The 12,971-nt window shown below is 59.5% G+C and carries 10 protein-coding genes; all 10 read right to left on the bottom strand.

From position 1 onward, the window contains the following. Positions 1-177: 177 nt before the first annotated feature. Positions 178-1,842, bottom strand: coding sequence for a glucose-6-phosphate isomerase (gene pgi / locus ACA048_RS25135; RefSeq protein ID WP_497626732.1), 1,665 nt, complete (start codon positions 1,840-1,842; stop codon positions 178-180). A gap of 229 nt (positions 1,843-2,071) precedes the next feature. Beyond that, a complete protein-coding gene (gene panD, locus ACA048_RS25130; RefSeq protein WP_497626731.1) occupies positions 2,072-2,452 on the bottom strand; it encodes an aspartate 1-decarboxylase in 381 nt (126 codons plus the stop codon). A 195-nt stretch (positions 2,453-2,647) separates the two neighbouring features. Beyond that, complete coding sequence (gene panC / locus ACA048_RS25125) at positions 2,648-3,508, bottom strand: pantoate--beta-alanine ligase (RefSeq protein ID WP_497626730.1); 861 nt, start codon at positions 3,506-3,508, stop codon at positions 2,648-2,650. Continuing rightward, entirely contained in the window at positions 3,505-4,305 is an 801-nt protein-coding gene (gene panB / locus ACA048_RS25120; RefSeq protein ID WP_497626729.1) for a 3-methyl-2-oxobutanoate hydroxymethyltransferase, read from the bottom strand. Before panB ends, panC begins: the two co-directional genes overlap by 4 nt. A gap of 330 nt (positions 4,306-4,635) precedes the next feature. Then, complete coding sequence (gene folK, locus ACA048_RS25115) at positions 4,636-5,121, bottom strand: 2-amino-4-hydroxy-6-hydroxymethyldihydropteridine diphosphokinase (protein WP_497626728.1); 486 nt, start codon at positions 5,119-5,121, stop codon at positions 4,636-4,638. A 3-nt stretch (positions 5,122-5,124) separates the two neighbouring features. Further along, entirely contained in the window at positions 5,125-6,525 is a 1,401-nt protein-coding gene (locus ACA048_RS25110; RefSeq protein WP_497626727.1) for a polynucleotide adenylyltransferase PcnB, read from the bottom strand. A gap of 739 nt (positions 6,526-7,264) precedes the next feature. Continuing rightward, positions 7,265-8,701, bottom strand: a complete 1,437-nt coding sequence (locus ACA048_RS25105; RefSeq protein ID WP_497626726.1) for a sigma-54-dependent transcriptional regulator — start codon at positions 8,699-8,701, stop codon at positions 7,265-7,267. 22 nt (positions 8,702-8,723) lie between these two features. Further along, a complete protein-coding gene (locus ACA048_RS25100) occupies positions 8,724-11,678 on the bottom strand; it encodes a sensor histidine kinase (RefSeq protein ID WP_497626725.1) in 2,955 nt (984 codons plus the stop codon). Further along, a complete protein-coding gene (locus tag ACA048_RS25095; RefSeq protein ID WP_003176118.1) occupies positions 11,662-11,838 on the bottom strand; it encodes a hypothetical protein in 177 nt (58 codons plus the stop codon). The genes ACA048_RS25100 and ACA048_RS25095 overlap by 17 nt, the downstream gene beginning before the upstream one ends. Before the next feature lie 77 nt (positions 11,839-11,915). Next, positions 11,916-12,812, bottom strand: a complete 897-nt coding sequence (gene gluQRS, locus ACA048_RS25090) for a tRNA glutamyl-Q(34) synthetase GluQRS (protein WP_497626724.1) — start codon at positions 12,810-12,812, stop codon at positions 11,916-11,918. Positions 12,813-12,971: the final 159 nt, after the last annotated feature.

Genomic DNA, 12,971 nt, shown 5'->3' with positions numbered 1-12,971 from the left:
GTTCCTTATTCTTGTTTTGCGACAAGAGATAAAGATGCGCCGAGTGAGAAGAGGGTTCAAGACCCGAAAACAAACGCAACCCTGTAGGAGCCGAGCTTGCTCGCGATGCAGACGCCGCGGTGTATCACCGCGTTATCGTTCATCGCGAGCAAGCTCGGCTCCTACGGGAGCGAGGGGTCAACCGCGGTGACGGCCGCGGAAGTAGTTGATCAGGCCTTGGGTCGAGGCATCGTCAGCCGGGGTTTCTTCGCTGCCGACCAGGCGGTTGTAGACGCCTTTGCCCAGTTCTTTACCCAGTTCCACGCCCCACTGATCGAAAGCGTTGATGCCCCAGATCACGCTTTGCACGAAGACTTTGTGTTCGTACATCGCCACCAGTGCGCCGAGGCGACGCGGGCTGATGCGTTCGACCACCAGGGTGTTGCTCGGACGGTTGCCCGGGATCACCTTGTGCGGGGCGAGTTTCTGCACGTCGTCTTCGCTCATGCCGTTGTCACGCAGCTCGGCTTCCGCTTCGGCAAGGGTCTTGCCGAGCATCAGCGCCTGGCTCTGCGACAGGCAGTTGGCGTACAGCCACTGGTGGTGGTCGGACACCGGGTTGAAGCTGACGATCGGCACGATGAAGTCGGCCGGGATCAGTTGGGTGCCTTGGTGCAGCAGCTGGTGATAAGCGTGTTGACCGTTGCAACCGACGCCACCCCAGATGACCGGGCCCGTGTCGGTGGACACCGGGGTGCCGTCCTGACGCACGCTCTTGCCGTTGGACTCCATGTCCAGCTGTTGCAAGTGCTTGGTGATGTTACGCAGGTAGTGGTCGTACGGCAGGATCGCGTGGCTTTGCGCGCCCCAGAAATTGCCGTACCACACGCCGAGCAGGGCCAGCAGCACCGGCATGTTCTGTTCGAAAGGCGCGCTCTGGAAATGCTGGTCCATGGTGTAGGCACCGGACAGCAGTTCCTTGAAGTTCGACATGCCGATGGCCAGCGCGATGGGCAAGCCGATGGCCGACCACAGCGAGTAACGGCCGCCGACCCAGTCCCACATTGGGAAGATGTTTTCTTCGCGAATACCGAACGCCACCGCCGCGGCATGGTTGCTGGAAACGGCGATGAAGTGACGATACAGCTCGGCTTCCGAACCACCCTGAGCCAGGTACCAGGCGCGTGCGGCCTGGGCATTCTTCAGGGTTTCGAGGGTGTTGAAGGATTTCGACGAAACGATAAACAGCGTGGTCTCGGCACGCAGCTTCATGGTCAGTTCGTGGAACTCACTGCCATCGATGTTCGCCAGGTAGTGGCAGCGCACACCTTTTTGGGCGTAGGACAGCAGCGCCTCGGACACAAGCTCAGGGCCGAGGAACGAGCCGCCGATGCCGATGTTCACCACGTCAGTGATCGGTTTCTCGGTGTAACCGCGCCACAAACCGTCGTGGATGCGGCCCACGAGGTCGGTGATCTGGTTCAGTACTTTGTGCACTTCCGGCATCACGTTGACGCCATTCACCGACAGCTTGTCGCCCACCGGGCGGCGCAGTGCGGTGTGCAGGGCCGGGCGACCCTCGGAGGCGTTGACGATTTCGCCGTCGAACAGCGACTTGATCGCGCCCTCGAGGTCGACTTCATTCGCCAGACCTACCAGCAGATTGCGGGTCTCGGCGTTGATCAGGTTCTTCGAGTAATCGAGAAACAGCCCGCAGCTGCTAAGGGTAAATTGAGTAAAACGCTGCGGGTCGGCATTGAAGGCTTCGCGCATGCTGAAATCCTGCATGGCTTGGCGGTGATCATTCAACGCCTGCCAAGCGGGCAGAGCGGTCACGTCTTGAGGAGTGCGGTAGTACGCCATCGCTGCGGGTTTCCTTTTTACTTGAACGGCTTTTTGAACACTAAAAATCCCGGAGCGCTGCGGGTCGGCGTCCGGTCAACTGCGTCGACACGATTTCATGGCGCAGGGCGAATACAGTAAACCCCGCGCCTTGATCTGTCTTGACTTTGTCTGACCTGTTTCCGGTACTTTTTAACATCGAAGTCAGAAACAGTCCGACAAACGGAAAAAAGACAGGATGTCGGTTCGATCAGGCGACCTGGACTGGAATGGCATTGCTGGTGTGGCTCAGTTCATTGCCCGGCGCCATGTAGAGCATGCGCGGCTTGAAGTAGAGCAGCTCGGCTTCGCTGTAATGAGCGTAAGCGCAGATGATCACGCGGTCGCCGACCTTGGCTTTGTGGGCGGCGGCACCGTTGACCGAAATCATGCGCGAGCCTTCTTCACCACGAATCGCGTAAGTGGTGAAGCGTTCGCCGTTGTCGACGTTATAGATCTGGATTTGCTCGTATTCACGGATGCCGGACAAGTCCAGCCATTCGCCGTCGATGGCGCAAGAACCTTCGTAATCAAGTACTGCGTGGGTGACTTCGGCGCGATGCAGCTTGGCCTTGAGCATGATGGCGTGCATGAGTGTTTTCCAAGGTCGGAATCGAACGGCGGGGAGTTTGCCCGAAGCCTCAAAGGGCAGCAATACAATGCAGGAATTGACGCAGGACCCCTGTAGGAGCGAGCTTGCTCGCGAAGACGGTGTGTCAGTCAACATCAATGCTGAATGACACACCGCCTTCGCTGGCAAGCCAGCTCCTACAGGGGCGATGGTGAATCAGGCGGGCGCGTCGAGGTTCAGGTGCAGGTTGTCGATCAACCGTGTGGTGCCAAGGAACGCCGCGACCAGAATCACCAGATCGCGATCATCTGCCGTGGCCGGACGCAAGGTCAGCGCATGGCGAATCTCAAGGTAATCGGGGCGCAACCCAGCCACTTCAAGCTGTTTGATCTGCGCGTCGATCAGCGCGGGGAAATCCCGGTCACCCTGTTTGATCGCGTCGGCAATCGAACTCAGCGTGCGATAGACCACCGGCGCCACAGCCCGCTGCTCTTCGCTGAGGAAACCATTGCGCGAAGACAGTGCCAAGCCGTCGGCCGCACGGACAGTCGGCTCACCAATAATCTGGACTGGCATGTTCAGGTCATGGACCAGGGATTTGATCACCGCCAGTTGCTGGTAGTCTTTCTGGCCGAAGACCGCCAGGTCCGGCTGGACCATGTTGAACAATTTGCTGACCACCGTTGCCACACCTTCAAAATGCCCTGGGCGGCTGGCGCCGCACAGGCCTTCAGACAGCAGCGGAACGCTGACCCGCGTCTGGCCGGCCATGCCGCCCGGGTACATTTCTTCAGCGCTTGGCGCGAACAGCAAGTGGCAACCGGCCTGGAGCAGTTTCTCCTGATCGGCGGCGAGGGTGCGCGGGTACTTGTCGAGGTCTTCGCCGGCACCGAATTGCAGCGGGTTGACGAAAATGCTCGCAACCACGAAATCCACCCGTTGGGAGGCTTTGGTAATAAGCGCTATATGACCGCTGTGCAGGTTGCCCATGGTCGGCACGAAGCCGATGCGCTTGCCTTCACTGCGGGCACGGGCCACGGCGGCCCGCAGTTCGCGTACGGTTTTTACGGTGTTCATGCAGAGAATCCGTGTTCGATACCTGGGAAAGTTACCGCTTTGACTTCAGTCACGTAAGCATTCAGGGCTGCTTGAAGGGTGGGCTGGCCGGTCATGAAGTTTTTCACGAATTTTGGCACGCGACCGGTAATAGACAAGCCCAGCATGTCGTGCAGGACCAGTACCTGGCCGTCGGTGCCACTGCCGGCGCCGATACCTATGACCGGAATCTTCACGGCCTGGGTAATTTCTTCGGCCAGTTCGCTGGGCACGCATTCAAGCAGCAACATGGCTGCCCCGGCCTGTTCCAGCGAAATGGCATCGGCACGCATTTGCCGAGCCTGGTTTTCGTTGCGACCCTGGACTTTGTAACCGCCAAGGAGGTTCACCGATTGCGGCGTCAGCCCCAAGTGCGCGCACACCGGGATGCCGCGCTCGGCCAGCAGGCGGATCGAGTCCGCCAGCCACAGAGCGCCTTCTACCTTGACCATGTGCGCACCGGCTTGCATCAACAGGGCACTGTTGGTCATGGCTTGTTCGGTGGTGGCGTAGGCCATGAACGGCAGGTCTGCGAGGATGAGTGCATCGGTGTTGCCACGTTTGACGGCTGCCACGTGGTAAGCCATGTCAGCGGTCGTCACGGGAAGGGTGCTGTCGTGACCCTGCAAAACCATGCCGAGGGAGTCGCCCACCAGCAGCACGTCGACGCCAGCCTCATTGCAGGCGTGGGCGAAGGTCGCGTCATAGCAGGTCAGCATGGTGATTTTTTCACCTTTTTGCTTGAGACCTTGCAGAGTGGTCAGGGTGATGGCTGGCATGAAAAGATCCTCATTCAGGCGCTGTGGAAACTACTGCGAGTAACGCGCGTGATTCTTCGTTAAATACAGGCGCACGGTCTGTTGTCGTGCTTTTAAGGCCTGGATTGCGCCCTTCAACGCCGTGTTGGCGGCAGCGGGACGCCTATAGTCGTGAGGAGAACTCGGGAAGTCAATTGGATGTGTTACCGCCTTGTTACGGCGGGGGTGTTACCGGGGAAATAGACGCCTGTAGGAGCCGAGCTTGCTCGCGATGGCGGCCTCACATTCAGCGACGATGTCGACTGTGTGATCGCTATCGCGAGCGAGCTCGGCTCCTACAGGGGATTTGGGTCAATTTTGGGGCAGGCGTTCCAGGCCGACGAACGGGCAGGCCGCGAGCAATTCGCTCAGCGTGCGGCCATCGGCCAAACGCAAATCCGCAGGCGCCAGTTCGGCCAGCGGATACAGGACAAAAGCCCTTTCCTGCATGTGGTAGTGAGGGACTTTGAGGCGAGGGTCATCGATCAGCCGATCGCCAAACAGCACGATGTCCAGATCCAGGGTGCGTGGCCCCCAGCGTTCAAGACGTTCGCGACCCTGTCCGTTCTCGATGGCTTGCAGCGCATCAAGCAGGTCCAACGGTGCGAGGGTGCTGTCGAGGGCGGTAACCGCGTTGGTGTAACGCGGTTGGCCAGGCAGCAGCGAGTCGCTCTGATAAAACGCGGACACTCCGACCAGCTCGGTCTGTGGCAGCTGCGCCAGCGCGTCGACGGCGTTGCGCAATTGTTCGGCGGGGTCAGCCAGATTGCTGCCCATGCCGATGTAGATGCGTTCCATGGATTACTCGCCCGAGACGCTCGGTTCGCCGGCTGCGCGTTTACGCTTGGCACCACCGCTGCGGCGACGTTTGCGTGGCGCGCTGGTGCCGTCTTCCTTGCCGCTGAGGTCGCGGATCATGTCGCGACGTTCGCTGTCATTGGCGTCCTGGTAATCCGTCCACCATTCACCCAGGCCATCGGTCTGCTCACCGGCGCCTTCGCGCAGCAGCAAGAAGTCGTAACCGGCACGGAACCGTGGGTTGTCCAGCAACAGGTCGGCGCGCTTGCCGCTACGGCGTGGCAGGCGCTCCTGCATGTCCCAGATCTCGCGGATCGGCATGGTGAAGCGTTTCGGGATTGCGATGCGCTGGCACTGTTCGGCAATCAGCTCGTGAGCGGCTTCCTGCATGGCCGGAATCGGCGGCATGCCACGTTCTTGCAGGCGCAATACACGAGCCGGCAGGGCAGGCCACAGCAGGGCGGCAAACAGGAACGCCGGGGTCACCGGTTTGTTCTGTTTGATCCGCAGGTCCGTGTTGATCAGTGCATCGCTGATCAGGGTGTGGGTATACGTCGGGTTGTATTCCAGCGCCTCGGCACTGGCCGGGAACAACGGATCGAACAGTTGCAGGTCGACCAGCATCTCGAAGGTGTCCGCGGCGTGGCCGGAGAGGAACAGCTTGAGCACTTCCTCGAACAGACGGGCCGACGGGATCTCGCGCAGCATTGGCGCCAGCTCGCGAATCGGCGCGGCGCTGTGTTTTTCGATACCGAAATTCAGCTTGGCAGCAAAACGCACGGCCCGCAGCATCCGTACCGGGTCTTCCTGGTAGCGCTGCTTCGGATCGCCGATCAGGCGGATCAGGTGATTGCGGATGTCGTGTACGCCGTTGGCGTAATCGAGAATGCGCTCGCTGACCGGATCGTAGTACAGGGCGTTGATGGTGAAGTCGCGGCGTTGCGCGTCTTCTTCCAGCGTGCCGTAGACGTTATCGCGCAGGATGCGCCCGCTTTCATTACGGGAAGACTGGTTGCTGTCTTCTTCCTCGTCGTTTTGCGGGTGATTGGCGCGGAAGGTCGCCACTTCGATGATTTCGCGACCGAAGTGAATATGCACCAGTTTGAATCGGCGACCGATGATCCGCGCATTGCGGAATTCGGCGCGCACCTGTTCAGGTGTGGCACTGGTGGCAACGTCGAAATCCTTCGGTGTGATGCCGAGCAGCATGTCACGCACGCAGCCGCCGACCAGGTAAGCCTGATAACCGGCGTTCTGCAGGCGTTCGACGATATTCACCGCGTAACGGCTGAATTGCGCCTTTTGCAGCGAGTGTTGGCCGCTGTTGAGCACCTCAGGCGTACTGCGAATGTGTTGCGTATGACGCTTGGGAGAACGGAATGACTGGAACAGCTTCTTCAGCATGGGATGCACTGTTTGAAGGAATGTTCGGCCATAACAGAAGAATGACCGCATGATGGGCGGGGATTCTAGCATTTAGTCGAGGGATGGTGTAGGACACAGCAGATATGAGCTGTAAGCCGCAGGCTTCCAGAGAAAGACAAGGCAGATTCGAGCGGTTTTTTCGAATCGCAGAAACTACAAGGGGAGCCGAAGCTCCCCAAGAAGTAGTTGCATGCTCTATTTTTATTATTGGTTTCGGGCTTTTTGTTTTTGTTAAGTGCCCTCGCCATGAAGCTTTTCCTTCATGACCCTCCCAATCGGGAGCCAAGAGCAAACGGATTGCTTTGGTCGCTGTGCTGCAGTGATCTTGCGATCCAACCAGTTCAGGCACTGTCTTAGGACAGTTTTTTATTATTCTCGGCCTGGTCGTGGGGCAAGCCCCAAATACAACGCCTCTCCAAAAGAATCAGTTAGCTGCGCCTCTCGCCGTCTTGTTTTTATTGTGCGTGAGTCGATTCGTCTTATTTTTATTATGTTATGCATTGCTTGTTATTGTTCTTGTACCAAACATATTGCAGGGTGCGTGCCAACTTTTGCGAACCCCAGTAAAACAAGGGGTTAGGTCGGCCGATGGGGTTTTTCAAGGCCAAAAAAAGCCGGGGCTTCGTTACCGTAAGCCCCGGCTTCTGTTACGTGAAAAATCTGAGGTAACAGTTTTTTCACGAAGTCACGTGTTACCCACGCATCGGACAGGTGACATTCAGCTTTCGCTGGCGACCCCGGTCTTGCGCCGCGGGATGCCCAGGCGCTGACGGCGCTCCCACAGGCATTTGCGGCTGACCCCGAGTTTGCGGGCCAGTTCGGTTTCGGTCATGTGGTCCTGATGCTCGAGGACGAAATGCTGGAAGTAGTCTTCCAGTGACAGGTCTTCGGTCGGCTCATGGCTGGAGTTGCTGCCATTGTTGCCCTGTTGCGGTGCCAGGCCGATGAACTCGTCCTCATCCAGGCCACTCAATTCGATGTCGATACCCAGCAGCTCGGCAGAAATCTCCGGGCTTTCGCACAGGATGACCGCGCGCTCGACGGCGTTTTCCAGCTCACGAACGTTACCAGGCCAGGTGTAATGACGAATCGCCTGTTCGGCATCCGGGGCGAATTTCAGATCGGTGCGGTTGACCCGCGCGCTCTGCCGCGCCAGGAACGCATTGGCGATTTCGTTAACGTCCGCACCGCGCTCGCGCAAGGCCGGCAGCTTCAGGGCGATCACGTGGAGGCGGTAATACAAGTCTTCACGGAACTGGCCGATTTTTGCCAGGCTCTTGAGGTCCCGGTGGGTTGCGGCGATCAGGCGTACGTCGACCTTCTGCGATTGCACCGAGCCCACCCGGCGAATTTCGCCTTCCTGCAACACGCGCAGCAAGCGGGCCTGGGCTTCAAGGGGCAATTCGCCGATTTCATCGAGGAAGAGGGTGCCGCCGTCTGCCGCTTCCACCAGACCGGCACGCCCGGCGCTGGCGCCGGTGAACGCGCCTTTTTCGTGACCGAACAGCTCGGACTCGATCAGGCTTTCCGGAATGGCTGCGCAGTTCACCGAAATCATCGGTGCCTTGGCGCGCTTGGACAGGTTATGCAGGGCACGCGCCACCAACTCTTTACCGGTACCGGATTCACCTTGAATCAGGACATTGGAATCGGTTGGCGCAACTTTGCGGATTTTGCTGTACAGGTCCTGCATCGGCGGGCACGAACCGATAATGCCGATTTCGCCGTTGCTGTTATCGACGCCAGCCTTTGCGGCGCCATTGCCTGCTTTGCCAGCGGCAGGTTCGCCGTTGGCTGGCAGTGATTGCCGGTCGCGCAGGATACGGGCGACGGCCTGGAGCATTTCATCGTGATCGAAAGGCTTGGCGATGTAATCCACCGCGCCCATCTTCATCGAGTCGACCGCCGAACGCAGGCTGGCGTAGCTGGTCATTATCAGCACCGGCGTGCCCTGGCCGAGTTTGATCAACTCGGTGCCGGGCGCGCCGGGTAGGCGCAGGTCACTGACGATCAGGTCGAACGTGGGAATAGTGAAGCGTTCTTGTGCTTCCTGCACTGAACCGGCTTCGCTGACCTGGTACTGGTTACGTTCCAGCAGGCGGCGCAAGGCGGAGCGGATAATTGTTTCGTCTTCGACGATCAAAATGTGCGGCATTGATTCGATACTCTCGACGGTCTCAGTTCACAGCGGACGTCGCTTCGACATGACGCGGCAAGGTCACCCGGATACGGGTGCCGCGTTGGCTTTGAATATCAGCCGGGCTGTCGATGGTGATTTGTCCATAATGCTCTTCAACGATGGAATAGACCAGTGCAAGGCCCAGACCGGTGCCTTCGCCAGGATCCTTGGTGGTGAAGAAAGGTTCGAACAATCGGTCCATGATGTTCTTCGGAATACCGCTGCCTTCGTCTTCCACGATCAAGTCGACCGTGTGTTCGCCGGCTTCGCTTTTAACCCGTACTGCGCTGCCGGGAGGCGAGGCGTCCCGGGCGTTTGAGAGCAGGTTGATCAGTACTTGGGCGAGTCGCTGCGGATCGCCTTCGACCCAGTGATCGGGGTCGCACAAGTTATAGAACTGCACTTCGAAATTGCGTCGGTTCAGCGCCAGCAAGCCGATGGCATCCTGAGCCACTTCGGCCAGACAGACGGGCTCGTCGCTTTGCTGGTGGCTGCCGGCGTGGGCGAAGCTCATCAGCGACTGAACGATGCGTGACACGCGCTTGGTCTGCTCCAGGATCTGGCCGCTGATTTCCTTCAGCTCGCCATCGTCTTCGCGCTCTTCGCGCAGGTTCTGCGCCAGGCAAGCAATTCCGGTAATCGGGTTGCCGATTTCATGGGCCACGCCCGCCGCGAGTCGACCAATGCTGGCCAGGCGCTCGGAGTGCACCAGTTTGTCTTCGAGCATCTGGGTTTCGGTCAGGTCTTCCACCAGCAACACCAAGCCGCTGTTACCCGGTGCGAGCGGTTCATCGATTGCCGCTTTGTGCAGGTTCAGCCAGCGGGTCTGGCCATCGAGGGCCAGGTGCTGTTTGTGTAAATGCTCGTCCGGCAAATTAATGAAGCCTTGCAGCAGTTCTTTCCACGGATCGGCAATGGTGCTCAGGCGCGAACCCACCACACGCTGCGCGGCAATCCCCGTCAGTTCCTCCATGGCTTTGTTCCACATGAGGATTTCCTGATCCTTGGCCAGCGAGCAGACGCCCATCGGCAGTTCCTGCAAGGTCTGGCGGTGATAGCGGCGCAGGGCATCGAGTTCGGCGGCAAGGCCGGTCAGGCGCGAGTGGTAATCCTCAAGGCGACTTTCGATGAAGTGAATGTCTTCGGTGACATAGTTCTCGCCGCCCGCCTTATAAGGCAAGAATGTTTCGACCATGTCCTGCGCCACACTCGGGCCCATCAGGCCGGACAGGTTGGCTTCAATGCGGTCACGCAAACGGCGTAAGGCGTAAGGCCGGCGCTCGTCGAAGGGCAGATAGAGATCGCGTAGCGCCTGTTCGACTTCTTTTTGCGCCGCCTTGGCGCCCAAGGGTTTTGCCAGCTGTGTGGCAAATTCCTGAGGGGAGGCGGCGTGCAATTCGCGGCGTTGCGGGCGACGCACATTGTCCACTGCGCACGCTTCAGCGGCGCTGGCCTCTTCCGGGCTGGCATTGGTGAACAGCGAGACCAGGGTGAACATCAGCACGTTGGCCGCCAGCGAGGCAATCGCCGCCATGTGCCAACTGGTGTCGTCCAGCACGTAGATCATGTTCAGCAGCGGAATATAGAAGCCCTGCAGATTGCCCACCAGCGGCAACAACATCGTTACCAGCCACACCAGAATCCCTGCCAGCAAACCGGCGATGAAGCCGCGGCGGTTGGCGGTCGGCCAGTACAGGACTGACAGGACACCTGGCAGGAACTGCAACGTGGCGACAAACGCGACGATGCCGAGGTTCGCCAGATCCTGTTCTGCACCCAGCAGCAGGTAGAAGCCGTAGCCGGCCATGATGATCGCCACGATCAGCGCCCGGCGGGTCCACTTCAACCAGCGGTAGATGTTGCCTTCGGCCGGTGGCTGATAGAGCGGCAACACCAGATGGTTCAGTGCCATCCCGGACAGCGCCAGGGTGGTGACGATGATCAGGCCGCTCGCCGCCGACAGACCGCCGACATACGCCAACAGCGCCAAGGCCTTGCTGTTGGCGGCGATGCCGATGCCCAGCGTGAAGTATTCGGGATTGGTGGTGGCGCCGAGTTTCAGGCCGGCCCATAGAATCAGCGGCACTGCCAGGCTCATCAGCAGCAGGAACAGGGGCAAGCCCCAGCTCGCACTGACCAGCGAGCGCGGGTTGAGGTTTTCGGTAAAGGTCATGTGATACATGTGCGGCATCACAATCGCCGAGGCAAAGAACACCAGCAACAGCGTTCGCCAGGGCCCTTCTTGCAGCGGTGTGTGCAAGGCGGCGAGGGCGGTCTGGTTTTGCAGCAGCCAGAGTTCAAGCTGTTGCGGGCCGTCGAACACGCCATACAACGCATACAGGCCCACGCCGCCGATGGCGATCAACTTGATCACCGATTCGAAGGCAATGGCGAATACCAGGCCTTCATGTTTCTCGCGGGTGGCGATGTGGCGGGAGCCAAAGAAAATGGTGAACAGCGTAATCAGTGCGCAGAAGCTCAGGGCGACCCGATGCTGCACCGGCTCACGGGTGAGAATGCTGATGGAGTCGGCGACCGCTTGAATCTGCAAGGCCAGCAGCGGCAACACGCCGATCAGCATGAAAATCGTGGTCAGCGCGCCGGCCCAGGTGCTGCGGAAACGGAACGCGAACAGGTCGGCCAGCGACGACAGTTGATAGGTGCGGGTAATTTTCAGGATCGGGTACAGCAGCACCGGCGCCAGCAAAAATGCGCCGGAGACCCCGAGGTAGCTGGACAAGAATCCGTAACCGTACTGATAGGCCAGGCCCACCGTGCCATAAAACGCCCAGGCACTGGCGTAAACGCCCAATGACAGGGTGTACGTCAGCGGGTGGCGAATGATCGCCCGGGGGATCATGCCCCGTTCGCTGACCCAGGCCACGCCGAACAGCACTGCCAGGTACGCGGCGCTGATCAGGATCATCTGGGTCAGGCTAAAGCTCATCGGCATCTTTTTGGCTCTGCAGGATGAAGGTCACGACAATCAGAATCAGCCAGAGCAGATAAGGGCGATACCAGGCGCCAGTGGCGTCGATCCACCAATCCATGATGGCCGGGGAAAACAGATAAATCCCCACTACGAGGAGCAGGACCAAGCGATAGATGTACATCCCGGCCTCTCTTTTTTATGCGCGTGCCCGAAAACGTGCGGCGATGGTAACGGATGGGCGCGCCACTGCAAGTGCGATCACTGCACTTGCGCCTCGGGCAGGTTCAGTGTGCGCGGGATAAGTGCCGCATCCCAGTGGGCAATGCCCCAGTTCAATACTTCCCGTGGGCTGGCGTAAGTCAGTTCGGTGCCGGGGTTTTGCCCGAGTGCGCGCAATGCCCGCAGCAATAAAGGTGTCGCCTGATCTTCGGTCAACGGCGGCGAGCGGTAGGATTTGCCGAGTTTGTTGCCATCGGGCTGGGTAATCAGCGGGATGTGCAGATAACGCGGTTGGCGCAGGCCGAGCAGTTCTTGCAGATAGAGCTGGCGCGGCGTGGAATCCAGCAGGTCGGCGCCACGCACGATGTCGGTAATGCCTTGCCAGGCGTCGTCCAGCACGACGGCCAGTTGATAAGCGTAGAGCCCGTCACGACGGCGAATCACAAAATCACCCACCTCGCGCCCCAGATGCTGGCGGTATTCGCCTTGTACGCGGTCGATGAAGTGGTATTCCAGTTCGGGCACGCGCAGGCGAATCGCCGCGTCTTCTGTGCCGTGGCCGGCGTTGCGGCACAGCCCCGGATAAATGCCGTGATACGGTTCCAATTGTTTGCGCGAGCAGGTGCAGGCGTAAGCGAGGCCGTGATTGAACAGGCGATTAAGCACTTCAGCATAAGCCTCGTGCCGGTCGCTCTGGCGGACCATTTCTCCGTCCCACTCAAAACCGTAGCTTTCAAGTGCCTTGAGAATTGCCGCCTGAGCGCCGGGTTCTTCCCGTGGCGGGTCGAGGTCTTCCATGCGCATCAGCCAACGGCCACCCACCGCGCGGGCGTCGAGGTATGAAGCCAGTGCGGCGACCAGCGAACCGAAATGCAAATGTCCACTGGGCGTGGGGGCGAAACGCCCGATGTAGGTGGGGGAGGCGATGGCAGTCATGGGCGCGATGTTACTTTGTCTGGTCCTGTGGGCACGGCTTGAAACCGCCATCGCGAGCAAGCTCGGCTCCTACAGGAGATTGCGCCGGCCCTTGTAGGAGCCGAGCTTGCTCGCGATGGCGATTTTGAAGACGCAACAGGTATTGGCTGGCGTCAGAAA

This window comes from Pseudomonas sp. LBUM1659 (assembly GCF_059716045.1).
This window is presented reverse-complemented; position numbering and strand designations above follow the sequence as displayed.

Bases quoted from the DNA above. Each gene is read 5' to 3' on its own strand.
- pgi (WP_497626732.1), bottom strand. From the start codon at position 1,842: ATGGCGTACTACCGCACTCCTCAAGACGTGACCGCTCTGCCCGCTTGG.
- panD (WP_497626731.1), bottom strand. From the start codon at position 2,452: ATGCACGCCATCATGCTCAAGGCCAAGCTGCATCGCGCCGAAGTCACC.
- panC (WP_497626730.1), bottom strand. From the start codon at position 3,508: ATGAACACCGTAAAAACCGTACGCGAACTGCGGGCCGCCGTGGCCCGT.
- panB (WP_497626729.1), bottom strand. From the start codon at position 4,305: ATGCCAGCCATCACCCTGACCACTCTGCAAGGTCTCAAGCAAAAAGGT.
- folK (WP_497626728.1), bottom strand. From the start codon at position 5,121: ATGGAACGCATCTACATCGGCATGGGCAGCAATCTGGCTGACCCCGCC.
- ACA048_RS25110 (WP_497626727.1), bottom strand. From the start codon at position 6,525: ATGCTGAAGAAGCTGTTCCAGTCATTCCGTTCTCCCAAGCGTCATACG.
- ACA048_RS25105 (WP_497626726.1), bottom strand. From the start codon at position 8,701: ATGCCGCACATTTTGATCGTCGAAGACGAAACAATTATCCGCTCCGCC.
- ACA048_RS25100 (WP_497626725.1), bottom strand. From the start codon at position 11,678: ATGCCGATGAGCTTTAGCCTGACCCAGATGATCCTGATCAGCGCCGCG.
- ACA048_RS25095 (WP_003176118.1), bottom strand. From the start codon at position 11,838: ATGTACATCTATCGCTTGGTCCTGCTCCTCGTAGTGGGGATTTATCTG.
- gluQRS (WP_497626724.1), bottom strand. From the start codon at position 12,812: ATGACTGCCATCGCCTCCCCCACCTACATCGGGCGTTTCGCCCCCACG.